This window comes from Nonomuraea sp. SBT364 (assembly GCF_001083785.1).
Lineage (GTDB): Bacteria > Actinomycetota > Actinomycetes > Streptosporangiales > Streptosporangiaceae > Nonomuraea.
Genome location: NZ_LAVL01000059.1, coordinates 12850 through 38938, shown reverse-complemented (window position 1 = coordinate 38938; position 26089 = coordinate 12850). Strand labels below are relative to the sequence as shown.

Here is a 26089-nt window from a genome sequence, read left to right as displayed (position 1 = left end):
TTCGGGCGGGTACGCCGCCGACACCACGGAGATCACCCAGAAACCAGGGGGGACGGGCCGGTCCCGGGGGTCAGCATCGGCCGGGAGCTCTGCTCACAGGACTACCTGCGTGCCAGGAATGGCAAGCACACCTGGAAGTCGCCGTCGACGGCGGGAAAATGGAGCTACGGGCGGAACGTTCGAGGGGGTTGGGACGCCATCGTGCGCTTCACCCACCGGACGGCGGCGACACGCACACCATGACGATGAACATCATCTACCGAGGACGGGGCGAACCCGTCAAGATCACGCCCCGGGCCCGCCCCGGGTGTACGCGTCCGGCGCACGGTTCAGCGGTCGACGACGGCGCGGGCGAGGAGGCGCTGCAGGGTTTCCTGCTCCGCGGAAGACAGCGGCGCCAGCGGGGACTCCTCGAAGAGCAGCCGCAGCAGGCGCTCGCGGAGTTCGGTGCCGGCGGGCGTCAGGACGAGTTGCTTGGCACGGCGGTTGCCGGGGTGCGGATGGCGTTCGAGATAGCCCTGTTCCTCGAGGCGGTCGGCGACGAAGGTGGCGTTGGAGGGCTCGCAGCTCATCCGCTCGGCGAGCTCGCGCAAGGTCATGGGGCCGGTCAGTTCGCGCAGCGCGACGCCCTGCGAGGTGGTCAGGCCGAGGGTGGCCGCGCGGACCCGTACGTGCGCCTCGATCTGTTTGGCCAGGCCGTTGATCAAGCCGCAGAGCACCCGTTCGGCCTGGGGCTGAGGCTCGCGCTCGTCGATCACGCGCCCCATTCTACTACAACTCGAATGATTGCAATTAGAATGATTCTAGCTGTAACGTCCTGCCTGTGCTGTCGCCCGACGGCATCCCTTCGCGGAGCAAGAGGCAGGAATCCTGGCCATGACGACCGTCTTCGACCGCGCACGGCTGAGCCGTGCCCCCCGCACCCGCTCGCTCCAGCTGGGTGATGTGACGATCACCTTCGTCCCGGACGGAATGGCCCGGCTCAAGCCGCGCGGCTGGCTGCCGGCCGCCACCGCCGCCGACTGGGCCGACCACCGCGACCACCTCGACGCCGACGGCTTCCTGGCCGCCGGGATCGGCGCCCTGCTCATCGAACGCGGCGACCGCGCGATGCTCGTCGACACCGGATTCGGGCCCGAGTCCCACCCCGACGACCCGGCCAACCCGCTGCTGGGGGAGTTGTCCGGCGGTGAGCTGCTGGACAGTCTGCGGCGGCTGGGCCGTACGCCGGAACAGATCGACACCGTCGCCATCACCCACCTGCACTCCGACCACCTGGGCTGGTCCTGGAGCAGCGCCCCCGGCCAGGACGCGCCGCCGTTCGCGCACGCCGCCATCCTGGTCGCAGCGCCCGAATGGGAACGGCGTGACCTCGCCGCCGACCCGCGACTGGCCGTCATGGAACCCCGGGTCCGCACGATCGGGGACGGCGAGGAGATCTTCCCAGGTGTCCACGCCTCCTTCGCGCACGGACACACGATCGGCCACACCGCCTACACGATCACCGGCGGCGACCGGCGCCTGATCGCGTTCGGCGACGCCCTGCACGCGCCGGTCCAGGTCACCCACCCCGAATGGTCCTGCGGGATCGACCACGACCCCGTCGAATCCGCCGGGCACCGCCGCCGCCTCGTCGAGGAACTGAGCCGCCCCGGCACCATCGGCTACGGCGGCCACTTCGCCGACGTCGTCTTCGGCCGAGCCGAACGCGGGCCCGACGGCCGATTCACCTGGGTCCCCGTCGCCTGACCGCCCGGCAGCACGTCCAGGACGACCTGGCCAGACTCGTTCCCCACTGAGGGGCGGCCGCGAAGTCCAGTGGCCGGACCTCGGGAACCGGACGTCTCCTGCACCGGCACTCCCCCCTGCCGCCATCTCCCCGGGCAAGCGGCAGATCCCCGAGACGGCCGTGACCGAAGTCGGCCGGGCACGGTCCGGGCCCGGGCTCAGGCGATCCTGGCCAGAGCTTCGGCTTCGACGCCGTAGGCGAAGGGCCGGCCGCGGGCGTATCGGGACAGTTCGTCGAGGGCGAGGTCGGCCATGCGGGCCAGCTCGCCGCCGAGCGATCCGGCGATGTGCGGGGTGAGCAGGACGCGCGGCTCGTCGTACAGGGGCGAGTCGGCGGGCAGCACCTCGGGCTCGGTCACGTCGACGACGGCGAACAGCCGGCCGCGGGCCAGTTCGGCGGTCAGCGCCTCCTGGTCGACCAGCGCCCCGCGGGCCGTGTTGATCAGAGTCGCGCCGTCGCGCATGCGCGCCAGCCGTGCGGCGTCGATGAGGTGCCTGGTCTCCGGCAGGGAGGGGGCGTGCAGGCTGACCACGTCGCTGCGGGCGAGCAACTCGTCGAGCTCGACGCGCGGGACGCCGAGGTCGTCGGACAGGTACGGGTCGGCGACGAGGACGTCGAGCTGGAAGGGGCGCAGCAGCTCGACCACGCGCCGGCCGATCCTGGAGGCGCCGACGATGCCGACCGTGCGCCGGTAGTTGCCGAAGCCCGGGAACCGGCGGTCCCAGTCGAGGGCGGTCCGGTGGTCGCGGTAGAGGCGGGCGATGTCGAGCACCCGCTTGTTGGCGAACAGGATCGCGGCGAGGGTGTATTCGGCGACCGGCTCGGCGTTGGCGGCGGCGGCCGACGACACCCGGATGCCGCGTTGCCAGCACGCCGCGGTGATGTGGTGCTTAACGGTTCCGGCCGCGTGGACGACGGCCTTCAGCCGGGGGGCTGCGGCCAGCACGTCCGCGGTGATCGGCGGGCATTCCCAGCTCGTCCAGAGCACCTCGGCGCGCTCGAGCGCGGCGGCCACGCGCGGGTCGGCGAAGTCGTGGGCCACCAGTTCGGGGTCCACGTCGGCGATCTCGGTCAGGCGGTCGCGGACCTCGGCGGTGATCAGCCGTCCGGCGACGCCGCGGCCCATGGCGAGCAGCGTCGCCGGCTTGGTCCCGATCATCTCGTCCCCCGTCACTTGACGCTGCCCGCGGTCATCCCGGCCCGCCAGAACCGCTGCAGGAGCACGAACACCAGCAGCAACGGCACCACCGAGAGCAGCGAGCCGGTGATCACCAGCGTGCTGTACTCGGGGAAGGCGGTCACCTGGGTGTTCCACGAGTACAGGCCCAGGCTGAGCGGGAACAGCCGCTGGTCCGACAGCATGACCAGAGGCAGGAAGAAGTTGTTCCAGATGCCGGTGAACTGGAACAGGAAGATCGTCACGTACGCCGGCGTCAGCATGGGCAGCGCGACCGACGCGAACGTGCGGACCTCGCCGGCCCCGTCGGACCGGGCGGCCTCCAGCACCTCGCCGGGCACGTAGCCCGACGACAGGACTCTGGCCAGGTAGACGCTGAACGGATGTACCAGTGAGGGGATGAACACCGCCCAGAACGTGTTCACCAGGTCGATCTTCGAGGCCAGCAGGTAGAGCGGCACGGCCGTGGCGGTGGTGGGCACGAGCACGCCGAGCAGCACGACGCCGAACAGCTTCTCCTTGCCCCGCCAGTCGTACTTGTCGAAGGCGTAGCCGCAGGCGACGCTGATGAGGCCGCCGAGCGCGGCGCCGAGGCCCGCGTACAGCAGGCTGTTGAGATACCAGCGGAAGAAGACGCCGTCACCCTCCTCGGCCACGGCGGAGAGGTTGGCGCCGAGGTTGAGATCGGCGAAGGCGAAGCCGGGCGTGGCGTACAGGTCGGGCAGCGACTTGGTGGCCGCGAAGAGCAGCCAGGTCAGCGGCAGCAGCATGTAGACGGTGGCGATGAGCAGCAGGACGTTGACGGCGCCCCTGGACATCAGGCGTGACGTCACTTCTTGTTCCCCCACCTGGTGACGAAGTAGGACAGCACGGCGGCCAGCGCGGCGAGCATGATGGACGCGGCGGCGGCCTGGCCGTAGTCGTTCTTGCCGAACGCCTCGGCGTAGGCGTACATGTTGGGCGTCCAGGTGCTGACGATGCCGTCGCTGACGCTGTCCATGACCACCGGCTCGTTGAACAGCTGCAGCGACCCGATGATCGTGAAGAGCAGCGTGGTGATCACCGCTCCCCTGATCAGGGGCACCTTGATGCGCAGGGCGACCCGGACCGGGCCGGCGCCGTCCATCGTGGCGGCCTCCAGCACCTCGCGCGGGATGGCCTGGAGCGCGGCGAAGTAGATGACCATGTTGTAACCGGTCCACTCCCAGACCGCGACGTTGACCACCGAGCTCAGCACCCGGTCGCCGAGAAAGTCCCAGTGGATCCCCCCGTCGGCCAGCGCCGCCACGATGGGGCTGATGCCTGGCAGGTAGAGGTAGAGCCAGATCAGCCCGGCGATCACGCCGGGGACGACGTGCGGCATGAACAGGGCGAGCTGGAAGAATCTGCGCAGCTGGGCGGCGCCGGAGTCCAGCAGCAGGGCCAGCGCGAGCGCGCCGCCGAGCATCAGCGGGATGTAGAGCGCGGCGTAGGCCGCGATGACCCAGAAGCCGTCGCGGAACGCCGGGTCGGCCAGGGTGCTGAGGTAGTTCTCCAGGCCGCTGAAGACGCTCTGCGCGCCACCGAAGCCGAGCCCGGACGACTGCTCCCTGAACAGGCTGAGCCAGAGCGCGTATCCGAGCGGCGCGACGACGACGGCCGCGAACAGGACGAAGAACGGCGCGGTGAACAGCACGATCGCCCAGCGCCCGCGCTCGCGTCCGGCGAGGGTGGTGGTCAAGGTCTTTCCTTCCGAAGGGGTGCCTGCCGAGGGGAGGAAGCCGGCGGCGGCCGGGTGCGGTCGCTACGGGGTGACGGCGAGCCCGCGTCCCTTGATCTCCTCGACGGTGTCGGCCTGCACCGCGGTCAAGACGTCGGGTACGGTCGTCGCCCCGGAGGAGACCTGGCCGAGCCGGTCCTTGAACGAGGTCAGCACCTGGACCATGCTCGGCCCCCAGGTCCAGCCCGGCTTGATCGTCTGGTAGGCCTCGGAGAACACCTGGTAGATGTCCTGGCCTCCGTAGAAGCCGGTGTCGAAGGTCTTCGCGGCGACGGGCACCAGGTCGGCGATGGCCGGGAAGGAGCTGGAGGTGCCCGAGCCGAGGCGGGCGGTCCACGCCTCGGGGGCCCCGGTCAGCCACTTGGCCACTTCGACCGCCGCCTCGGCGTGCTTGCTGTCCTTGCTCACGGCGTAGGTGGTGCCGCCGAACATGCCGCTGGCAGGCGTTCCCCAGTTCGGCGCGGGCGCCACCGTCCACTTGCCGCTCTGCGGGGCGTTGTTGCTCTTGATCATGCCGGCGGCCCAGTTGGCGCCGAGGTAGCCCCACACCTGATCCTCGGCCAGCGAGGCGATCCACTCCTGGCTGAAGGTGGGCTGGACCTTGACGAGGTCGTCCTTGATCAGGTCGTTCCAGTAGGCGGCGACCTTCTGGGTGGCCGGGTCGTCGATGCTGACCTTCCACGAGCCGCCGGCGGAGCTGAACCACTGGCCTCCCGCCTGCCAGGCGTAGGTTGCCAGCAGGTTGGGGTCATCGGGGTGAAAGCTGCCGATGCGCGCCTTCGCATCGGCCTTCTTCACCTTCTCGGCGGCGGACCGGAAGTCGTCCCAGGTCTTCGGCACCTCGATCTTGTTCTTCTCGAACAGGTCCTTGCGGTAGATGAAGACCTGCGGCGCCGCGTCGAGCGGGATGGACCAGGTCTTGCCGCCCAGCTCGACCAAGGTGATGACGCTGGCCGGGTACTTCGCCTTGATGTCGGCGGTCTCCGCGGTGATGTCGCGCAGCGCGCCCTGGCTGACGAAGTCGGGCACCTGCGGGTACTCCACGGACATCAGGTCGGGGGCGTTGCCCGCCTTGACGGCGTTGGCGAACTTGGCGTATCCGCCGGCGTTGCCCGAGGGGATCTCCTCAAACTTGATCTTGATGTCCGTGTGCGCGGCGTTGAAGGCGTCGACGACCTCCTTGGTGCCCTTCGCCCACCCCCAGAAGACGACTTGCTCGGGCGCGCTCCCGGCGGCCTCCTTCCCGGCGTCACCCCCGCCGTCTCCGCAGGCCGCCAGCAGGACAGCCGTGGCCAGCAGACTCGCCACACCGGCGACACGCTTACCTCTCATCACAAACCTCCGCCTCGATCGTTAGAGCATCATTCGCTCACAAGCGAAGATGTGTCTAGAGATATGATCGAAACGATCATAACGAAATGGCGACGAACACTTTTCAGCGCGGCGGGACCGAGGACTCCCGCACCCTCAGCTCGGGCAGCAGTGCCAGATGCCGCCCCGAGGCGGACGATCCTTGGGTGAGCCTCCTGACCAGCATGTTCACCGCGCAACGGCCGACCTCCGTCTTGGGCGGCGCCACCGCGGTCAGCGACGGCGAGCAGAAGCTGGCCACCTCGTCGTCGTAGGCGACCAGGGACACTTCCGCCGGGATGTCGACGCCGGCGGCCGCCAGGTTCCTGACCAGCGACAGGGCGTCCTCGTCGTTGTGTACGACCAGGCCGGTCACGCCGTCGTCGCGCACCAGCCGCAGCACGTCGGCGATGAACAGGTCGAGTGGCTGCTCCCGGTCGATGACGATCTCCCGGGGCTCGTCCATGCCGAGCGCCGAGGTGCCGGCCAGCATCCCCGCCTTGATCCTGGGCGTGGTCGGGCTCGGATAGGCGACGAGCGCGATCCTGCGGTGCCCCAGCTCGGCCAGGTGCCGTACGCCGAGATAGGAGCCGTGGGCATGGTCGGAGGCGACCGCGTCGAGCATCGAGGCGGCCCCGGCCAGCTCGGTGCGCCGCTCCACCAGCACGGCCGGGACGCGCAGCCCGGCCAGCCACTCCACGTGGGATTCGTCGGGCTGCCTGCTCGGCGTCAGCAGCAGGCCGTCGATCCCGCCCTTGATGAGCTGGCGCACCTGCGCGCGGTCCTCCTCGTCCTCGTAACGCGAGATGCCCAGCACCAGGCGCGCCCCCGCCCTGGCCGCCTGCTCCTGAGCCCCCTTGATCACGCCCGGGTAGTAGTAGTGGGCCGACGGGACCAGCATGCCGATGGTCAGCTTGGGCGCGGGGCCCGCCGGGGCCGCGGCGGCGTCGGGGTCCTCGGAGGGCGGCAGGGTCACGCCACCGTGCACGCGGGCCAGCAGGCCCTGCGCGGCCAGATGTTCCACGTCTCTGCGCAGCGTCACCGCGGAGACGCCGAGCTCCTCGACCAGGTCGGTGAGTCGCACCGAGCCCCGGTCGCGGACCTGGCGGAGGATGAGTCTGTGGCGCTGTTCGACGGACAAGGGCGCTCCTTCGGCCGGACGTGGGTGATGCAGATCCTAGCCGATGCGACTTTCGTTATGAACGATTTTCTTTCATTCGATCACTTCGTCTTGTGTCGCGTTCCCGCACACCGCTAACGTCGCCGGACGAACGGCCCGTTCCCGTCTTCCTGGAGTTCCCGTGTTCGACCTGCCCGATGAGGACCGCCGTCTCAGCCCGTACACCGGCTGGACCCGCCGGCACTGGGAGGCCGTGGCCGACGGGCTGCTCGCGGCTGCCGAGCCGTACCGGTCGCCGGACGGCGCGTCGATCCGGCTGCCCGGGCGGGCGAGCTGGTCCGACTGCGACGGGATGGAGGGCTTCGCCCGCACGTTCCTGATCGCGGCCTTCCGGGTGGCAGGCGGCGGCCCCCCGGAGTCGCTCGCGCCGTACCGGAGCGGGTTCGTCAACGGCCCGGACGTCTGGCCGGCGGTGGCCGACCGTTTCCAGCCGATGGTGGAGTGCGCCTCGCTGGCCCTGGGGCTCTGGCTGACCCGCGAGCACCTGTGGGACACCTTGAGCGGCGGCGAGCGCGTGCGGCTGGCCCGCTACCTGGCCACCGTGTTCGACCACGAGCCGGCCGACAACAACTGGCGGCTCTTCCCCGTGACCGTCGGCGGCTTCCTCACGGCGGCCGGCAGCCACGCGGACGCCTCGCGCGCCGCCGTCGCGGACGGCCTGGCGCGCATCGAGCCCTGGTACGCCGGCTCCGGCTGGTACTCCGACGGCCCCAACCGTGCCTTCGACCACTACAACGGCTGGGCCCTGCACTTCTACCCAGCCCTGTACGGGCTGCTGTCCGGCACGCCGATGTCCGTCCACGAGGCTCGGCTGCGGGAGTTCCTGGACAGCTTCGCGCTGACCTTCGCCGCCGACGGCCGCCCCCTCTACCAGGGACGGTCCATGACCTACCGGTTCGCCACGGCGGCCGCCCTGATGGTGGGGGCGGTGACCGGCCACACCCCGCTCTCCCCTGGCGCGACCCGGCGGCTGACCTCCGGCGCGCTGCGCCACGCCCTGGAACACGGCGCCCTGTCGGAGCACGGCCTGCTCACCCTCGGCTGGTACGGGCCGCACGAGGCCACCCTGCCACCGTACTCGGGCTCGGCCTCACCGTATTGGGCCGCCAAGGCGTTCGCCGGGCTGCTCGCCCCGGCCGATCACCCCCTCTGGACCGCCACCGAGGAGGCCGGGCCCGAAGGCACGGCCGTCCTTCCCGGCCCCGGCCTCCTGGTCGTCAACACCGGCGGGATCGCTCGCGTCATCAACCACGGCAGCCAGGACAAACCGGGCGATCCGCTCTACGACCGCTACGCCTACTCGTCCCACACCGGGCCGACCGCGCCGGGCGAGATTCCCGACAACCACTTCGGCCTTGTCCAGGCAGACGGCACGCTCACCTCCCGCGGCCGCATTCAGCCCCGCGGCGCGGGCGCCCTGCCCGGAAGGGGGGACCTCGCCTGGGCGTCCTCGGCGGCCGGAGCCGTGGAAAGCCTGACCGTGATCCGAGGCGGGGCGGAGGTGCGCGTCCACCGGGTGGCGCCGGGAACGCGCGTGCGCCAGAGCGGCTGGGCCCTTCCCGGCGCCGGCGCCGTCGCCGACGGCCGGGCGGTCTGCCTCACCTCTCCCGGCGGCTCCCGCTCCCGGCTGGTGGGGCTGCACGGGTACGCGTCGGCATCGGCTCACGAGAGCACCCCCGGCACCGCCTTCGGCAGCCCGGCGCTCGTCCCGGTGCTGGACGGCCTGACCGGCGACGGCTGGGCGGTGGCGCTGGCCGTCCTCGACGGCGCGGGAGACGACGCCGACCCCTCCGTACGGGTCGCCCCGGACGGGCGGCTGACCGTGGCATGGCCGGACGGCATCCGCGCCACGGTGGAGCTCCGCACCGGGCAGGAGGGCCTCGTCGCCGAGACGCCGGAGTGATGTCGCGTACACGGGCTGAGGCGGAGGTGGCAGCGCTGTCCGGGTGTGAACGTTTCACCGCCGGGCCGGGGATCGGCGCTGGCAGGCGGCGCACGCGTGGCCGCAGCCGGCTGGTGAGATTCCCCGGTCCGCGCCGCGCCTTTAGAGTGAGGCGCCCCCAGCCTCCTCGTCTCGTCAAGGCGGTGCCATGAAGGTCCGGCTGATCGCCCTGTTCGCGCTGGTCGCCGCGTTGCTCGCCGTACCGGTGACGGCGGCTCACGCCGTCCTGGCCGCGCAGACGGTCGAGGCGGAGGACGGTGTGCTGGACGGCGTCGTCGTCGAGTCCGGGGCGGCCGGATACTCGGGGACCGGATACGTCGCCGGGTTCGACGCCGCCACCGACACCCTCACGATGACGATCCCGGACAGCCCCGGCGGCCTGCACTCACTCACCGTGCGCTACAGCGCGCCGTTCGGCACCAAGACCGCCACCCTGCGGCTGAACGGCGCGGGCCACGGTGACGTGGTGCTGACGGAGACCACGGCGTTCACCGGCGCGGCGGCGGGCAAGGTGCTGCTGCGCGAGGGCGACAACACGGTGACGATCGTGAACAACTGGGGCTGGTACTACATCGACGCGATCACCGTCGAGCCCGTGGAACCGCCGCCGCCGCACCAGGTCACCGGCGCGCTCGTCAACCCGAATGCCACGCCTGAGGCCAAGGGGCTGATGCGCTACCTCGCCGGCAGTTTCGGCACGAAGGTGATCTCCGGGCAGCAGGACATGCCGAGCATCGAGTGGGTGCGGGAGAACGTCGGGGCGACGCCCGCCATCGCCGGGCTGGACATGATGGACTACTCGCCCAGCCGGGTCGAACGGGGCGCCACCAGCGAAGAGGTCGAGCGGGCCCTCCGATGGGACGCCGAGGGCGGCATCACCACCTTCGTGTGGCACTGGAACGCCCCCAGCGGGCTGATCGACGAGCCGGGCAAGGAGTGGTGGCGCGGCTTCTACACCGACGCGACCACCTTCGATCTGGCCGCCGCCCTCGCCGACAAGGAGTCACAGGACTATCGGCTGCTGATCCGCGACATGGACGCCGTCGCCGTCCAGCTCAAGCGACTCGCCGACGCGGACGTGCCGGTGCTGTGGCGTCCCCTGCACGAGGCCGAGGGCGGCTGGTTCTGGTGGGGCGCGAAGGGCCCGGAGGCGGCCAAGGAGCTGTGGCGCATTCTGTACGACCGGCTGACCGGCCACCACGGGCTGAACAACCTCATCTGGGTGTGGAACTCGGTCTCACCTGCCTGGTATCCCGGCGACGACGTGGTCGACGTGGTCAGCGTCGACTCCTACCCGCCCGCCGGAGACCACGGTCCGCTCAGCGGCCAGTACGAGAAGCTGGTCGACCTGAGCGGCAACCGCAAGCTCGTCGCGCTCGGAGAGGTCGGCTCCATCCCCGACCCGGCCCTGACCCGCGCGTACCACGCGCACTGGAGCTTCTTCGTCACCTGGTCGGGACCGTTCGTCCAGGACGGTCAGCACAACTCACTGGACTTCCTGACGCGGGTCTACCGGGACCCGCACGTCATCACTCGCGACGAGCTGGGCGACTTCAAGAACCACGGCTCCGGCTGCACCGCCGCCTACCGGGTTCTCGGCTCCTGGAGAACCGGATTCCTCGCCGAGGTGGAGGTCAGGAACACCGGCGCGGCCACGGCGAAGGGCTGGACCGTCGGCTGGCGTCCCCCCGCTGGCCAGACCGTCACGCGGTACTGGAACACCGCCCTCTCCGTCTCCGCCGGCCGGATCACCGCCGGCGACGCCCGATACAACGCCACCCTCCGCCCGGGCGCAACGACCACCTTCGGCTTCCTGGCCACCGGCCCTGCCGGCGTCCCCGTTCACCTGTCCTGCGCCACAGGTTGACCTTCCCGGGGTGCGGGAGTCGTGGGTCCCGCACCCCGAGGTCAGGCCGGGTTACTGCTTCCAGAAGGACTGTGCCGGGCTGCCGTTGCAGTCCCAGATCCGCAACCGCGTGCCGTCCGCCGTCGCGCCGCCGGGTGAGTCGAGGCAGCGGCCGGACTGCGGGTTGAGCAGGGCGCCGTTGGGTTGCGGCACCCACTGCTGGGCGCCGCCTCCGTTGCAGTCCCACAGCTGGACCTGGATGCCGTTGGCCGTCCCGTTACCGGTCACGTCCAGGCAGCGGTTCAGCGTGCGCAGCGCGCGGCCGTCCCAGGCCCAGTGCTGGTCGACGGCGTGAACCTGGCAGCCCCACAGTTGCACCGCCGCCCCGTTGCCGCCGGTGTCGTCGGCGGCGACGTCGACGCACTTCCCGGCGGGGCCGTTGACGAACGTGGCCCCAGGCGAACCGCCGCCCAGGCGGAACACCTGCGCGGGGCTGCCGTTGCAGTCCCAGATCTGCAGGCGGGTGCCGTTCGCCGTCGCGCCGCCGGGTGAGTCGAGGCAGCGGCCGGACTGCGGGTTGAGCAGGGCGCCGTTGGGTTGCGGCACCCACTGCTGGGCGCCGCCTCCGTTGCAGTCCCACAGCTGGACCTGGATGCCGTTGGCCGTCCCGTTACCGGTCACGTCCAGGCAGCGGTTCAGCGTGCGCAGCGTCGAGCCGTTCCACGACCAGTGCTGGTCGGCCGCATGGATCTGACAGTCCCACAGTTGCACCGCCGCCCCGTTGCCGCCGGTGTCGTCGGCGGCGACGTCCACGCACTTCCCGCCCGGACCGTTGATCGCCCGGCCGGGCGGCGGAGGCGCGGTGTTCAGCCGCTCGGACGCCGTGATGATGCCGAGATTGGCCGCCCGCATGCGGGCCGCCTCGAACTTCACCACCTGCCGGTCGTACGTCCACAGGCCGTTGACCTCGCCTTCGACGTCGAACGGCTGCGTGTAGACGAGCGCGCCGAGCCCGCGCGTGAACATCAGCTTCGCGGACTGGTTGACGAGGCTCACGTATCGGTCGGTCATCGACTGCGCGGTCGGATGCATCTCGTAGGCGCCGAACTGCCCGTTCGGGCTGTATTCGTGCCCGGGTGTGCGCAGACCCAGCCCGCCGTACTCGCCCAGTGTCGCGATGCGGGTGCTCGTCGGGGTGGGGGAGTCCGGCCCGACGTAGACGTGCCAGTCCATGATGTCGCCGTTGCCCGGGTCGCCCCTGGACGCGCAGCAGTTGTAGCCGCTGTGCGCGTTCACCAGCCTGGTGGGGTCCTGGTTCTTGACGTTCTGGGCGATTCTGGTGGTGTCGGCCAGGTTCCACTCACCCCAGCCCTCGTTGAACGGGACGTAGGCGATGACCGAGGGTGACGAGCGGTGCTCGTCCACGACCTCCCGCAGCTCGTTCTCCCACTGGGTGTGATGTGCGGCGGTGCCGGACCCCATGCTGGGCATGTCCTGCCAGACCAGCAGGCCGAGGCGGTCGGCGTGGTAGAACCAGCGCTGCGGCTCCACCTTGATGTGCTTGCGGACCATGTTGAAACCCAGGTCCTTGATCTTCTGCAGGTCGCTCGCCAGAGCGGCGTCGGTCGGCGCCGTGTACACGCCGTCAGGCCAGAAACCCTGGTCCAGCACGCCGTTCTGCATCACGAACCGGCCGTTGAGCGTCGGCATCAGGCGCCCGTTGACCATGGCGGTGCCGACCTGGCGCATCCCGAAGTAGTGCATGGTCCGGTCGACGGTCGCGTTCTCCGCGTTCCGCAGCGAGATCCGCAGGTTGTAGAGGTACGGGTCGTCCGGTGACCAGTGCCGGGCGTTCGGAACGGGCACGGTGAAGTCCGTGAATCCGCCGGTCGCGGTGCCGACGACGGTCGAGCCGTCCAGCGCCTCGGCGAGCACCGAATGGCCCGAGACGTTCCCGCGCGTGAAGACCCGCACCCTCAGCGTGTTGTTCGCCAGGTTCGGGTACGTGTCCACACTGTAGATCGACGAAGCCGGTGTGGGCTCCAGCCATACCGTCTGCCAGATGCCCGAGGAGGGCGTGTACATGATCCCGCCGGGGTTGCGCACCTGCTTGCCCCGGGCGGGACCGCTCCCGCTCGCCCCGGAGTCGGTGGGGTCGAAGACGCGGACGACCAGTTCGTTCGTGCCGCCGTTGAGCTGCGGCGTGATGTCGAACTCGAACCGGTCGTAGCCGCCGGTGTGCCCGCCGACCTGTACGCCGTTCACCCATACGGTGGCCTGCCAGTCGACGGCGCCGAAGTGCAGCTGTACGCGGCGGCCGTTCCAGCCGGCCGGCACGGTGAACGTCCGGCGGTAGAACAGGTAGTAGCGCGTGTCATCGGCTGCCCGCTTGATCCCGGACAGGGCGGACTCGACGGGGAAGGGGACGTTCACCCGCTCCGGCAATGTCTGGCCGAACACGGGGGCGTCGTTGGTGGCCGACTGGCGCAGTTGCCACTCGCCGTTGAGGTTCAGCCAGTCCGGACGGGTCATCTGCGGGCGGGGGTACTCCGGCAGCGGCGTGCCGTCGAGCGCCTGGGCCGTCCAGGGGGTGGTCAGCGGCGAGGGCCGGGCGGGCGCGGCGCTCGCCTGCGGCGTGCCGACGGCGAACGCCGCGATGGCGACGATGCCGGCGACGACGCAGGTCAGCAGCCGTCGAGGACGTAATCGTTGCACGGGATCTCCTTTGGATGGTGTGGCGTTCTTCGAGGCGGGTGGTGGAATCCTCGGCGAGGGCATCCCGACGTGCTTGTCCGCGAAGTGGCGGGTCGGCGGAAGCGCCACAGGTGGTCGGCGGTGATGGCGGGCAGGAAGTCTCGACGTTCCATTGCCACGGCGGTCTCCCTACTACGTGCGCCGCGAACGCCTGCCATGCGCCGGCGTGGTTCGCGCCCGACAACAGGTGATGACCAAAAGTGAATACTTCGAGACCAACAATGTCAATCTACGATCGAATCCGATCGGCTTTACTCGGCCCCGGGGCCGGGTTGACCTTGAGCGGCCTGCCGTGACTTCCGTAGGGATGTATCTCGCCGGAGGGTTTCACCGGTCAGATCGGCACCGGTAGCGGCTGCGACATCTCACGGCACGCGCCACGCCTGGGCGGCCGTGCCGTTGCAGTCGTAGATCTGCAACCGGATGCCGAGCGCGGGATCGGCGCCCGGCACATCGAGGCAGCGACCTGAGGGCGGGTTCACCAGGACGCCGCCGGGTCTCGGCCACCACTGCTGTGCGCCCGTACCGTTGCAATCCCACAACTGCACCTTCGTGCCGTTCGTCCGCGCGCTCTGGTTGACATCCAGGCAGCGGCCCAGGGCGCGGATCGTCCCGTCCGATGCGAACGTCCACTGCTGCGCGGGCGAGCCGTTGCAGTCCCAGAGCCGGACGGGAGCGCCGTTCGCGCCGGTGCTCGGATCGCCGTCGACGCACCTGTCGGCCAGCCCCCTGATCGCGCCGGACCGCGACGGCTGAGGGCCGACATCGTAGGACGGCGGCGCGTCGGCCGCCGAGCTGCCCCATTCCGGGTTCGCTGCCGTGCCCAGGGTGAAGTCGAGCGTTCCGCCATTGACCGCGAACGACTCCGGCAGCCATGCCCGGGTCGAGATCTGCCCATCGACCCGGAGACTCCGGACGTATCTGGCGCTGTCGGAGGCGTTCGCCGCGGTGATCGTGATCGTCGTGCCGTTGCCCCTGCTGATGGTGGTCGCCGGGAACTGCGGGCTGGCCAGCACCAGATCGGCCCTTCCCGGCGCCTGCGGGTACATGCCGAGCGCGGCCCAGACCGCCCACGACGACATCTGCCCGAGGTCGTCGTTGCCGACCAGACCGTCCGGCGTCGGTTTGAAGATCGTCGTCAGCGCGCGACGCACGACATCCTGGGTCTTGTACGGGGCTCCGGCGTAGGCGTACGCCCACGGCGTGCTCAGGGTCGGTTCGTTGCCGAGATAGGCCTTCGCCTTGTTCGGCCCGGCATTCAGCTCGGTGAAGAAGTCGTCCAGCCGCGACAGGACGGCGGCGTTGCCGCCCATCGCGTCGAACAGGCCGCGATGGTTGTAGGGCACCATCCAGGTGTACTGGGCGGCGTTGCCCTCGACGTACTCGTTGTGCTGCACGGGGTCGAACGCGGGGAACGAGACGTCGCTGTTGCGTGGCTGGAGGTACTTGCTGCCGGAGTTGAACAAGTTGCGCCAGTTCTGTGCCCGCCGCAGGAACGTCTCAGCGGTCGTCGTGTCTCCGAGCCTGGCGGCCAGTTGTGAGATGGCGAAATCGGCGCTGGAGTACTCAAGGGTGGTCGCCGCCGACCCCCAGACGTCGCCGAGCCCGGTCGGCACGTACCCGTAGCTGTCGTACTGCAGCCAGCCCGGACGCTCGCGCACGTCCTTGGCGCCGGCGACCATCCTGCGCAGGCCATCGGCCGCGTCGAACCCCGTTGCCCCGAAGGCGTGCATGGTCGAGACGATGATCGGGAGCGGGTCGCCGTTCATCACCCCGGTCCCGCCGTTGGCGACGGTCCATCGATCGAAGTAGCCGCCGTGCGCCGCCTGGTTGATCGCGGACTGCGCGATGTCGGCAGCCTCCTTCGGCGCGATCAACGCGATCAGAGCCGCCTGGGACCGGTAGATGTCCCAGCCGGAGAAGTTGGCGTACTGCGCGCGGCCGGAGGGAACGGTGCGGATCTGCCGGTCGAAGCCGATGTAGCGGCCGTCCACGTCGCTGAACACGTTGGGGTGCAACAGTGAATGGTAGAGCGAGGTGTACAGGGTGCGCCGTTGCGGGTCGGTCCCGCCGGTCACCGAGATACGCCCGAGCAGCCCGTTCCAGGCCTTCCTGGTCTCGCCCTCGACCTCGTCGAATGAGCGCGAGCCCTGCTCGGCGGCGAGGTTCGCCTTGGCGCCGTCGAGGCTGACGAACGAGATGCCCACCCGGACCGTGACTGATCGCTGAGTGCTGGTGTCGAAGGAGACGAACGCCGCCGCGGCGAGCGGCCGGACGTCCTCCACGGTGGCGGCCGGCCGCGGTGTGCTCCGCTGCCTGGCGGTCTTCGCCGCCGGCGGGGCCGAGCCGGGGCTGCTGCCCTCGATCGTCCGCCGGCCCGAGTCGACCTTGCCGTCCACCCCTGCCACGCCCGCGGAGCTGAAGGGGCGGTCGAAGGAGGCGTGGAAGTAGAGCCGATACCGGTTGCCGGTACCGCAGAAGCCGCCGCCGTCGCTATATCCCGACAGCGTGTCGGTGCCGATCGTCAGCGAGCCGCTGGCCGCGTTGAACGCCTTCGCGACGTCCACCGAGAGCGAGGCCCGCCGGCCCGCCGGATAGGTGAACCGGCCCATCCCTGACCGGGCGGTCGCGGTCAGTTCGGTCCGAAGGCCGTTGTCGAAGCTGACCGAGTAGTACCCGGGAGAGGCGGACTCGTTGGCGTGCGTGAAGGTCGAGTAGGCGACCGGAGACGCCCCCGCGACAGGCATGAAGGGGATGTTGCCGAAGTCGCTGCACCCTGGGCCGGACAGGTGGGTCAAGCTGAATCCCCTGATCCGGTTGTCGTCGTAGTGATATCCGCCGTGCTGGTGGGTCACCGTGTCCGGGCTCCACTGCAGCATGCCGAACGGGGCGTCGGCGCCGGGGAAGGTGTTGCCCCCGCCGCCACCGTGACCGAAGTCGGGACCGCCCGGTTCGGTGCCGACGAAGGCGTTGACGTACTGGGCTGGATCATCGACGGCGCTCGATGCCGGGACGGCGGTATGAGCGGGAGCCGCCACCCCGAAGAAGGCGAGGGGGATGGCGAACGAAATAAGGGCACGCACAATGTGCCTCCTACGTTCTTCAGGCGCGACCATTGTGCGCCGAACTGTAGACAACGTTGTCTACGGGGGGTTGCTCGGATAGTCGGACGAGCGCCGTTGCTTGTCAACAGGAAATGTGAAGATATGCGTCCGAGTAGTCGGCAGTGTCACTTGGGGGTCGAGGATTGGCTGGTGGAGCACGGTGCGGGAGAGAGGGCCTGCCGAGCATGGCCGCGGACCTGTTGACGGCGGTGGGGTAAGGGCTTACGGTGAGAGAGCGCTCTCTCTGAACGGTCGCCGGAATGTCCATAAGATATTGACCTATTGCCTGGCAAACGGCTCGCCGACCAATGCGCGCAATCTGCACAATGCCGGTGAGGTCACCCCATTCGCATTGCGGGCTGCCACAAAGGCGGCAGGTGCGGAAGAGGCGGGATCATGGCGAGATTCGCGGAGGTGCTCCGCCGCCCGGACATGCTGCCCGGGTGGCACTCGCGAGCACGACCCGCCTCGGCGCGGCGGGGCGATCCGGCGACCGGACCGAAGTGAACCGGGCGGCGGAATAACGCCGGGCGCCCCGAAAGCTGGCGCGATCCTTTCCGCCGGTCGGTGAAGGACCTGACCGCTGCAGGTTTACCACCCGACCATAAATCAGCATTTAGGACGAATTTCGACTTAACAGGCTGATATTTCGGCATGATAGAACGAAGTTATTTCGACCGTCAAGCAAAAGCCTCTATGCGTCCCGTCGTATCTCAACTTCCTATGATCATGAAAATCGGGGCGGTCGCGCGTCTTGACGGCCTTCGGTCCGCGTGACACGTTGACGTCGTCTCAGCTGACGGCGGTGGCACGCCGGGGACACGGCACATCCATCGACGCGATCGGCGCACGCGTCTCCCTGACCCATCCCATCGGCCCGAGCGTTTTGCGCCCGCACGCGCTTCCGCCTGGCGCCGCACTGTCAGGAAGGGGCATCTTCTCCATGCCAGCCTCGAAGCCCTCAGGCTTACGTCTGCGAGTCGCCGCCGCGCTCACACTGGTGGCCGCCTCGCTCTCCGTGATCGCGGGCCCCGCCCGGGCGCACCCCATCAACGCGGCCGACTTCCAGCAGGTGACCCTCGCCAAGGGCGTCGCCGAGATGGGCGAGCCGATGTCGCTCGCGGTGCTCCCCGACCGATCGGTGCTGCACACCGCCCGCGACGGCACGCTGCGACGCACCGACGCCGCCGGCAACACCGCCGTCATCGCCACCATCCCCGTGTACACGCACGACGAGGAGGGTCTGCAGGGCGTCGGCGTCGACCCCGGGTTCGCCTCGAACCGCCACATCTACCTCTATTACGCACCACCGCTGTCCACGCCGGCGGGCGACGCCCCCGCCACGGGCACGGACTGGACCGCGTGGAAGGGTGTCAACCGGCTGGCCAGGTTCACCCTCAACGCCGATCACACCGTGAACATGGCCAGCCAGGTCACCGTGCTGGACGTGCCCGCCGACCGGGGCACCTGCTGCCACGTCGGCGGCGACATCGACTTCGACGCGGCGGGCACCCTCTACCTGTCCACCGGGGACGACACCAACCCGTTCGCCTCCGCCGGGTACTCGCCGCTCGACGAGCGTACGAATCAGAATCCGGCCTACGACGCGCAGCGCAGCTCGGCCAACACCAACGACCTGCGGGGCAAGATCCTCAGGATCAAGGTGAACGCGAACGGAACGTACACGATCCCCTCGGGCAACCTCTTCGCGCCGGGGACCGTGGGAACCCGCCCGGAGATCTACGCGATGGGCTTCCGCAACCCGTTCCGCATGAGCGTGGACAAGGCCACGGGCACCGTTTACGTCGGCGACTACGGTCCGGACGCCGGCTCGTCCAGCGCCACCCGGGGCCCGAGCGGTCAGGTGGAGTTCGACCGGATCACCGCGCCGGGCAACTACGGCTGGCCGTACTGCACGGGGACCAACACCTCGGCGGAAACCTACAACGAGTGGAACTTCGCGACGAACACCGGAGGGGCCAAGTACAACTGCGCGGGCGGGCCGACGAACAACTCCTTCCGCAACACCGGCCTGACGACCCTTCCGGCGGCCAAGCCCGCCTGGATCCGGTACGCGGGGGACGCGGGCAGCCCGCCGGAGTTCGGCAGCGGCTCGGAGTCGCCGATGGCCGGCCCGGTCTACCGCTACAACGCCGCGAACCCGTCGGCCACCAAGTTCCCGCAGAGCTTCGAAGGACACTTCTTCGCCGGCGAGTTCGGCCGCGGCTGGATCAAGCCGATCCACGTCGCCTCCGACGGCTCGCCCGGCGAGATCAACACCTTCCCCTGGGTCGGCAAACAGGTCATGGACCAGGCCTTCGGTCCGGACGGCTCCCTGTACGTCCTCGACTACGGCACCGGCTACTTCCACGGCGACGTCAACTCGGCCCTCTACAGATTCGACTACATCGCGGGCGGCAACCGCGCTCCCGTCGCGGTCGCGAGCGCCACGCCGACCTCCGGTCAGGTGCCTCTGACCGTGGCGTTCTCCTCGGCGGGCACGAGCGATCCCGACGGCGACGCGATCACGTACGCGTGGACGTTCGGCGACGGCGGAACCTCGACGGCGGCCAACCCGACGCACACCTACACCGCGAACGGCACCTACACGGCAACCCTGACGGTACGCGACTCCGAGGGGGCCACAGGCAGCGCGAACGCGATGGTGGGCGTGGGCAACACCGCCCCGTCGGTCACCGTGGCCAAACCCGCGAACGGGCAGCTGTTCGCCTTCGGCGACGTGGTCCCGTTCCAGATCTCGGCCTCCGACCCCGAGGACGGCGCGATCGACTGCGCCCGCGCGAAAATGACGTACGTGCTCGGGCACGACAGCCACGGCCACCAGATCACCTCGCAGACCGGCTGCTCGGGGGCGATCCTCGTCCCCGAGGACGGCGAGCACGACGAGGCCGCCAACATCTTCGCGGTCTTCGACGCCCAGTACGCCGACAGCGCCGGCCTCACGACCCACAAGCAGGTCATCCTCCAGCCCAAGCACCGGCAGGCCGAGCACTACAAATCGTCCTCCGGCGTCTCGGTGATCACCAAGTCCGGCGCGGAGGGTGGCGCGACCGTCGGCGATGTCCACAACGGCGACTGGATCTCCTTCGACCCTTACAAGATCAACGATGTGAAGACGTTCTCCGCCCGCGTCTCCTCTGGCGGTCTGGGCGGCACGCTGCAGATCCGGGCGGGTTCCGCGACCGGCTCGGTGCTCGGCTCGGCCACGGTGCCGGTGACCGGCGGCTGGGCGAACTTCGTCCAGGTGACCGGCGCGATCTCCAGCCCTCCTGCGGGGACCACCTCCCTCTACCTCACCTTCGCCGGCGGCTCCGGCGGAGCGCTGTTCGACGTGGACGCCTTCACCCTCACCACGGGCGGCCCGGTGGTGGGGCTGGCGGGCAAGTGCCTGGACGTGCGCGGGGGCGCGAGCGCTGACGGTACGCAGGTGCAACTGCACACCTGCAACGGCAGCGCGGCGCAGATGTGGACCCGGGACGGCAGCACCCTGCGCGCGCTGGGCAAGTGCCTGGACGTGGCAGGGGCTGCCAGCGCCGACGGTACGAAGATCCAGCTCTACACGTGCAACGGAACCGGCGCGCAGGTGTGGTCCCCGCAAGCCGGCGGTACCGTCGTCAACCCCGCCTCCGGCAAATGCCTGGACGTCAGCGGCGCGAACCCGGCCGACAGCACCCCCGTACACCTGTGGACCTGCCACACCGGCGCCAACCAGAAATGGACCCTCACCTAGCGACCCGGCGGGGACGCGTCCGGCGTCCCCGCTCCCCCCAGGGAGCGTGACATGCCCACAATTCTCCGCACAGCCGTCGTCGTCGCAGTGGTGCTCGGATGCTCCGTTCCCGTGAGCCCGGCAGCCGCCGCCGACATCCCCTTCGACGTGCTCGTGTTCTCCAAGACGGCGGGCTTCAGGCACGACGCCATCCCGGCGGGCGTCCAGGCGATCCGCGACCTGGGCGCGGCGAACGGCTTCTCGGTCACCGCCACCGAGGACGCCGGGGCCTTCACCGCCTCGAACCTCGCCGGGTACGAGGCGGTGGTCTTCCTCAACACCACCGGAGACGTGCTCGACAACACCCAGCAGGGCGCCTTCGAGAGCTACATCCGCGCGGGCGGCGGCTTCGCCGGGGTGCACGCCGCCGCCGACACCGAGTACGGCTGGCCCTTCTACGGCGAGCTCGTCGGCGCCTACTTCGCCTCCCACCCCGCCATCCAGCAGGCCGCCGTCAAGGTGGAGAACCGGGGGCACGCGGCCACCGCCGCGCTGCCGCAGACCTGGACCCGCACCGACGAGTGGTACAACTACCGCACCAACCCGCGATCCACCGCGCGCGTGCTCGCCACCCTCGACGAGTCGTCGTACACGGGCGGCGGCATGGGAGCCGACCATCCGCACATCTGGTGCAAGACCTACCAGGGCGGACGCTCGTTCTACACCGGCGGCGGGCACACCGCGGCCTCCTACACCGACCCCGCCTTCCGCGGCCACCTTCTCGGCGGCATCCGGTACGCGGCCGGCAGTGCCAAGGCCGACTGCCGGCCGGAGTCCGGGTACACCTCCCTCTACAACGGCTCCACCTCCGGCTGGTCGCAGGCCGGGCCGGGCTCCTTCGCCGACGCCGACGCCACGCTGACCTCGACGGGCGGCCTCGGCCTGCTCTGGTACGGCGCGAAGCAGTTCTCGTCGTACTCGCTGAAGCTCGACTGGCGGATGGCGGGCGACGACAACTCCGGCGTTTTCATCGGCTTCCCGCCATCGAGCGACCCCTGGTCGGCCGTGAACAACGGCTACGAGATCCAGATCGACGCGACCGACACTCCCGACCGCACCACCGGCTCCGTCTACGGCTTCAAGGGGCCCGACGCCGCCGCCAGGGACGCGGCACTGAACCCGCCGGGGGAGTGGAACGCTTACGAGCTCCTCGTCGAGGGCGAACGGCTCCAGGTCTTCCTCAACGGAACGAAGATCAACGACTTCACCAACACCGATCCGACGCGCGGCCTGGCCGGGCACATCGGCATCCAGAACCACGGTGACGGCGACGAGGTGTCGTTCCGCAACATCAGGATCAAGGAGTCGGCCACCACCGGCACCGTGCAGGCGGAGTCGTACTCGGCGCAGAGCGGGGTGGCGCCGTTCACCAAGGCAGGGGCGCACAACGGGCAGACCCTCGGCCACATCGACCCGGGTGACTGGGCCGCCTACAACGGGCTCCCGCTGAACGGCGCGACCGCGTTCCGGGCGCGCGTGGTCTCGGGCGGGCCGGGCGGCACGATCCAGATCCGTACGGGATCACCGACCGGCCCGGTCCTGGGCTCGGTGGCGGTGCCGAACACCGGAAGCTGGACGACCTTCGCGGACGTCTCGACGAGCCTGTCGAACGTTCCGGCCGGTACCGCCAACGTCCATCTGACCTTCACGGGGACCGGCTCCGGGTTGTTCGACGTCGACGACTTCACCTTTGCCAGATCCTCGGGCTCCGGCCCGGTGGTGGGGCTGGCGGGCAAGTGCCTGGACGTGCGCGGGGGCGCGAGCGCTGACGGTACGCAGGTGCAACTGCACACCTGCAACGGCAGCGCGGCGCAGATGTGGACCCGGGACGGCAGCACCCTGCGCGCGCTGGGCAAGTGCCTGGACGTGGCAGGGGCTGCCACCGCCGACGGTACGAAGATCCAGCTCTACACGTGCAACGGAACCGGCGCGCAGGTGTGGTCCCCGCAAGCCGGCGGTACCGTCGTCAACCCCGCCTCCGGCAAATGCCTGGACGTCAGCGGCGCGAACCCGGCCGACAGCACCCCCGTGCACCTGTGGACCTGCCACACCGGCGCCAACCAGAAATGGACCCTCACCTAGCCGGCATCCCGCTGGTCCAGCCAATCGAGAATGGCCCGGTTCGTTTCTTCCGGCTTTTCCTGCTGGATCCAATGACCGCAATCCAGGCTGACTACCTCCACATTCGGCACGAATTCCGTCAGTCTTTCAGACCTCGAGACCATATCGCGGTCGCCGTAGATCATGAGGGTGGGCTGCTGGATGATCGGGTCCACGTCCGCCAGCAAGCGCCAGTTGCGGTCCAAGTTTCTGTACCAGTTCACACTGCCCGTGAACCCCGACGATTCGAAAGCGGAGACGAGAACAGCCAGCTCGGCGTCGCTCATGACGGGATCGCCGAGCGGCGTTTCCGTTCTGGCGAGGTCGATCAGCGCCATTCCCGGCTGAGGCTCCCTGGGGGGCTCGTTCTTCCGGTACAGGTTGCGAAGGAACTGGAAGGTGTTCTCTTCGAACACGGCGTCCGCGACGCCTGGCTGCCTATTGAAGTGGACGAAATAGAAGTCGCCGCCAAGCACGTCCTCCATGAATTCGACCCAGGGCTTTTCCCCGCGCTCCTGGTAAGGCAGGCTCAGGTTGATCACTTTGTTCACACGGCTCGGGTGCAGCAGGGTCAGTCCCCAGACCACCATTGCGCCCCAGTCATGACCGACGAAGGTGGCGTCTTCGTACCCGTAGTGGTCGAGGAGCGCGACGAGGTCACCCGACAGGTGTTCGATGTCATAGTCCGTTACTTCGGTCGGACGTGATGAGTTGCCGTAACCCCGCTGGTTCGGTGCGATGACGTGGTAGCCGGCTGCGGCGAGGGCAGGCACCTGGTGGCGCCAGGAGAAGGCGTGCTCCGGCCAGCCGTGGCAGAGCACGACGGGCTTTCCCAGGTTTTCCCGGCCCGCTTCGAAGACTTCAAGTTCCACCCCGTTGACCGGAACAAGGGTGGGCTCGGGAAAATCAGTTGGATTGGGCATTGTGTTTCCTCTGTCTTTCGGGCTGATCGGGCGGCGAAGGTTCCCGAAGATGGCGTCGGCGCACCCCTGAAGGGCCGGGGGTGTTCGCCGGCGGCAGACCTCGCCGGTTGAGGTCATGTCGCCATCCTGTCGCCCGAAACCGGTCACCCTGCGACCGGTTTCATGTGAGAGTTTGTCGGCGTGCGAACCGACCGGCTGGTGGCCGTCCTCCTGTTGCTGCAGCGGCGCGAGCAGGTGACGGCAGCAGAGGTCGCCCGGGAACTGGAGGTCTCCGAGCGCACCGCCCGCCGCGACCTCGACGCCCTGGCCATGGCCGGGGTGCCGGTGTACTCCATGCAGGGCCGAGGGGGCGGCTGGCGCCTCGTGGGCGGCGCCCGCACCGACCTGTCAGGGCTGACCGCGAGTGAGGCCCGCGCCCTGTTCCTGGTTGTCGGCCCGGCCTCGGCTGCGACGCCGGCCGTGAAAGCAGCTCTGCGCAAGCTCGTCCACGCCCTGCCGGAGCCCTTCCGGGTGCAGGCCGAGGCAGCGGCGTCGTCGTTGGTCATGGACCCGCAACGATGGGGGTCGAGTCCCGTCGAGCACCGGCCACCTCGCTTCCTCGACGAACTCCAGGACGCGGTGATCCGCGGCGTCCAGGTGCGGCTCGGCTACGTCGACGGCAAAGGCGCCGAAACCGAGAGAACCGTCCACCCGCTGGGCATCGTCGCCAAAGGTCCGTCGTGGTACCTCGTCTCCAACACCGAGGCCGGCCGGCGGATCTTCCGGATCGACCGCGTGTCGTCCGCCGGCCCGACCGACGATCCCGTGCACCGGCCCGAGGACTTCGACCTGGCCGAGACCTGGCGCGAGATCGCCGACGAGGTCGACCGCAGGCGAACGCCCCTCGAGATCCAGGCGATATGCACGCCCCACGGGATAGGCCTGCTCCGAATGATGCTCGGCGATCGGCTCGACGTGGGAGGTTCCACGACCGACGGCCGCATCGAGGTCGTGATCCGCGGCCACAACGAGTACATGCTCGCCGGTGAGCTCGCCTGGCTGGTCGAATGGCTCGAGGTGACTGGCCCTCGGGGCGTGCGAGACCACCTGGCCTCGATCGGCAACGCGCTCGTCGAACGATACGGCTGACCGCGCACCAGCGGAGATCTGCACGCTTCTTGAAGCGGACGAGACGGAGTTTCGAGAACAGATCTGCTCGAAGTCCGTTCCGGCAGACACCCGGTCACGACGTCCGCGGGTTCGCCGGCCTGGCGCGGGCCTGATCGACCAGCCGGGCCACCGGCTGCCGATCCGAATCCGTCGATGCCTGGATCACAGTACTCATCAGGTGCGAGTGGCGTGGGCGGCGGCCGGCACGGTGTTGCGTCAGGCGCGGACGGCTGGTCGTGGTGCCATCAAGCCGAGTTCGTTGTTCGGGGTTCGGCTCAGTTCTGTCGCCGGTATTTGCCGGGTGCGGTGCCGTACTCGCGTTTGAAGGCGGCGGCGAAGGCGAACTCCGAGGTGTAGCCGACCCGGGTGGCCACCTCGCCGATCGAGGCGTCGGACTCGCGGAGAAGCCGGGCGGCGGTGGTCATGCGCCACCACGTCAGGTAGGTGAGGGGCGGCTGACCGATCAGGGTGGCGAAGCGCCGGGAGAACGCGGCTCTGGACAGCCCCGCCCGGGTGCCGAGTGTTTCGACCGTCCAGGGGAATGCGGGGTCACGGTGGAGGGCGTGCAATGCGGCGCTGATCGCCTTGTCGCCCAGCGCCGCGGCCCAGCCGCTGGTCGTGCCGCGTTCGGACTGTTCGTCGAACCAGGCGCGCAGGATGTAGAGCAGCAGCATGTCGAGCAGGGCGGGCACGATGGTGTCCACGCCGAGGCGGGGATTGTCGAGTTCGCCGCCGAGGAGGTCGACGGCGGCGCGTAGTTCGCGGCTGTGCCCGAGGCGGGCGGGAAGGTGGACGATCTCGGGCAGGTCTGCCAGGAGCGGATGAGCCCGGCTGGGGTCGAGCTGATATCCGCCGCAGAGAGTCACGGTGACCTCCTGCGAACCGTCCTGCCCGGTTCTCCCTACGGACGCGGAGGCATAGCGGTCCTCGAATCGAGGGTCGTTCAGCGGGTCGCAGACGGGTTCGGTCAGCGGGGTGCTCGGGCTGTCGGCGAGCGCGTAGCCGCTTCCGTGGGGCAGGAACACCACGTCGCCGACATTCAGCGCGATGGGGGCACCTCCTCCGTCCAGGGGGATCAGCCGGCATGATCCCTGCAGAACCACTTGAAAGCCGGCGGAGCCGCGCACGGTGGGGAACTGCTGCCCCCAGGGGGCGTGCCACTGAACGCGCGCCGAGCGGGGTTCTCCGGCACGTATCGCGGCGACCACATCGCTGAGTACGTCCAC

Annotated in this window: 16 protein-coding genes; 6 read left to right on the top strand and 10 right to left on the bottom strand. The window is 69.5% G+C overall.

Going from position 1 to position 26089, the window contains the following annotated elements; genetic code table 11:
* Window positions 1-329: 329 nt before the first annotated feature.
* Window positions 330-758 carry a MarR family winged helix-turn-helix transcriptional regulator gene (locus ADY59_RS24795; protein ID WP_231618866.1) on the bottom strand — a complete coding sequence of 143 codons (429 nt, stop codon included), beginning with the start codon at window positions 756-758 and terminating at the stop codon, window positions 330-332.
* Between the two features lie 118 nt (window positions 759-876).
* Here ADY59_RS24795 and ADY59_RS24790 point away from each other — a divergent pair, with 118 nt between their 5' ends.
* Entirely contained in the window at window positions 877-1749 is an 873-nt protein-coding gene (locus tag ADY59_RS24790; protein WP_049566210.1) for an MBL fold metallo-hydrolase, read from the top strand.
* Window positions 1750-1946: 197 nt separating this feature from the next.
* Here ADY59_RS24790 and ADY59_RS24785 read toward each other — a convergent pair whose 3' ends face one another.
* The 5 genes from ADY59_RS24785 to ADY59_RS24765 form a co-directional block, all read right to left on the bottom strand.
* Window positions 1947-2948, bottom strand: a complete 1002-nt coding sequence (locus tag ADY59_RS24785; protein WP_049566230.1) for a hydroxyacid dehydrogenase — start codon at window positions 2946-2948, stop codon at window positions 1947-1949.
* 11 nt (window positions 2949-2959) lie between these two features.
* Window positions 2960-3799, bottom strand: coding sequence for a carbohydrate ABC transporter permease (locus ADY59_RS24780; RefSeq protein WP_231618865.1), 840 nt, complete (start codon window positions 3797-3799; stop codon window positions 2960-2962).
* Entirely contained in the window at window positions 3796-4686 is an 891-nt protein-coding gene (locus ADY59_RS24775; RefSeq protein WP_049566207.1) for a carbohydrate ABC transporter permease, read from the bottom strand. The genes ADY59_RS24780 and ADY59_RS24775 overlap by 4 nt, the downstream gene beginning before the upstream one ends.
* Window positions 4687-4749: 63 nt before the next feature.
* The gene (locus tag ADY59_RS24770) at window positions 4750-6057 is read right to left on the bottom strand and encodes an ABC transporter substrate-binding protein (RefSeq protein WP_049566205.1); all 1308 of its coding nucleotides are present in this window, start codon (window positions 6055-6057) and stop codon (window positions 4750-4752) included.
* A 103-nt stretch (window positions 6058-6160) separates the two neighbouring features.
* Window positions 6161-7216, bottom strand: a complete 1056-nt coding sequence (locus ADY59_RS24765; protein ID WP_049566202.1) for a substrate-binding domain-containing protein — start codon at window positions 7214-7216, stop codon at window positions 6161-6163.
* A gap of 160 nt (window positions 7217-7376) precedes the next feature.
* Between ADY59_RS24765 and ADY59_RS24760 the strand changes: the two genes are divergently transcribed.
* A complete protein-coding gene (locus tag ADY59_RS24760) occupies window positions 7377-9158 on the top strand; it encodes a DUF2264 domain-containing protein (RefSeq protein ID WP_053175110.1) in 1782 nt (593 codons plus the stop codon).
* Window positions 9159-9345: 187 nt separating this feature from the next.
* The gene (locus tag ADY59_RS24755; RefSeq protein ID WP_063780768.1) at window positions 9346-11064 is read left to right on the top strand and encodes a glycosyl hydrolase; all 1719 of its coding nucleotides are present in this window, start codon (window positions 9346-9348) and stop codon (window positions 11062-11064) included.
* Between the two features lie 51 nt (window positions 11065-11115).
* Here ADY59_RS24755 and ADY59_RS24745 read toward each other — a convergent pair whose 3' ends face one another.
* Both ADY59_RS24745 and ADY59_RS24740 read right to left on the bottom strand, forming a co-directional pair.
* Window positions 11116-13758, bottom strand: a complete 2643-nt coding sequence (locus ADY59_RS24745) for a ricin-type beta-trefoil lectin domain protein (RefSeq protein WP_197093831.1) — start codon at window positions 13756-13758, stop codon at window positions 11116-11118.
* 404 nt (window positions 13759-14162) lie between these two features.
* A complete protein-coding gene (locus tag ADY59_RS24740; RefSeq protein ID WP_197093830.1) occupies window positions 14163-16880 on the bottom strand; it encodes a lectin in 2718 nt (905 codons plus the stop codon).
* Window positions 16881-17901: 1021 nt separating this feature from the next.
* Here ADY59_RS24740 and ADY59_RS24735 point away from each other — a divergent pair.
* A complete protein-coding gene (locus ADY59_RS24735) occupies window positions 17902-20652 on the top strand; it encodes a PQQ-dependent sugar dehydrogenase (protein WP_231618864.1) in 2751 nt (916 codons plus the stop codon).
* Between the two features lie 51 nt (window positions 20653-20703).
* Entirely contained in the window at window positions 20704-22773 is a 2070-nt protein-coding gene (locus ADY59_RS24730; protein ID WP_049566195.1) for a ThuA domain-containing protein, read from the top strand.
* Here the strand turns inward: ADY59_RS24730 and ADY59_RS24725 are convergent.
* Window positions 22770-23831, bottom strand: a complete 1062-nt coding sequence (locus ADY59_RS24725) for an alpha/beta fold hydrolase (protein ID WP_197093829.1) — start codon at window positions 23829-23831, stop codon at window positions 22770-22772. The two genes, ADY59_RS24730 and ADY59_RS24725, sit on opposite strands and share 4 nt — an antisense overlap.
* Before the next feature lie 63 nt (window positions 23832-23894).
* Here ADY59_RS24725 and ADY59_RS24720 point away from each other — a divergent pair, with 63 nt between their 5' ends.
* Entirely contained in the window at window positions 23895-24842 is a 948-nt protein-coding gene (locus tag ADY59_RS24720) for a helix-turn-helix transcriptional regulator (protein ID WP_049566189.1), read from the top strand.
* 296 nt (window positions 24843-25138) lie between these two features.
* Here ADY59_RS24720 and ADY59_RS24715 read toward each other — a convergent pair whose 3' ends face one another.
* The gene (locus ADY59_RS24715) at window positions 25139-26071 is read right to left on the bottom strand and encodes an AraC family transcriptional regulator (protein ID WP_442937718.1); all 933 of its coding nucleotides are present in this window, start codon (window positions 26069-26071) and stop codon (window positions 25139-25141) included.
* Window positions 26072-26089 lie beyond the last annotated feature (18 nt).

Coding starts and splice junctions, on each gene's coding strand:
- ADY59_RS24790 (WP_049566210.1), top strand. CDS start 877: ATGACGACCGTCTTCGACCGCGCACGGCTGAGCCGTGCCCCCCGCACC.
- ADY59_RS24785 (WP_049566230.1), bottom strand. CDS start 2,948: ATGATCGGGACCAAGCCGGCGACGCTGCTCGCCATGGGCCGCGGCGTC.
- ADY59_RS24770 (WP_049566205.1), bottom strand. CDS start 6,057: ATGAGAGGTAAGCGTGTCGCCGGTGTGGCGAGTCTGCTGGCCACGGCT.
- ADY59_RS24755 (WP_063780768.1), top strand. CDS start 9,346: ATGAAGGTCCGGCTGATCGCCCTGTTCGCGCTGGTCGCCGCGTTGCTC.
- ADY59_RS24730 (WP_049566195.1), top strand. CDS start 20,704: ATGCCCACAATTCTCCGCACAGCCGTCGTCGTCGCAGTGGTGCTCGGA.
- ADY59_RS24725 (WP_197093829.1), bottom strand. CDS start 23,831: ATGACCTCAACCGGCGAGGTCTGCCGCCGGCGAACACCCCCGGCCCTT.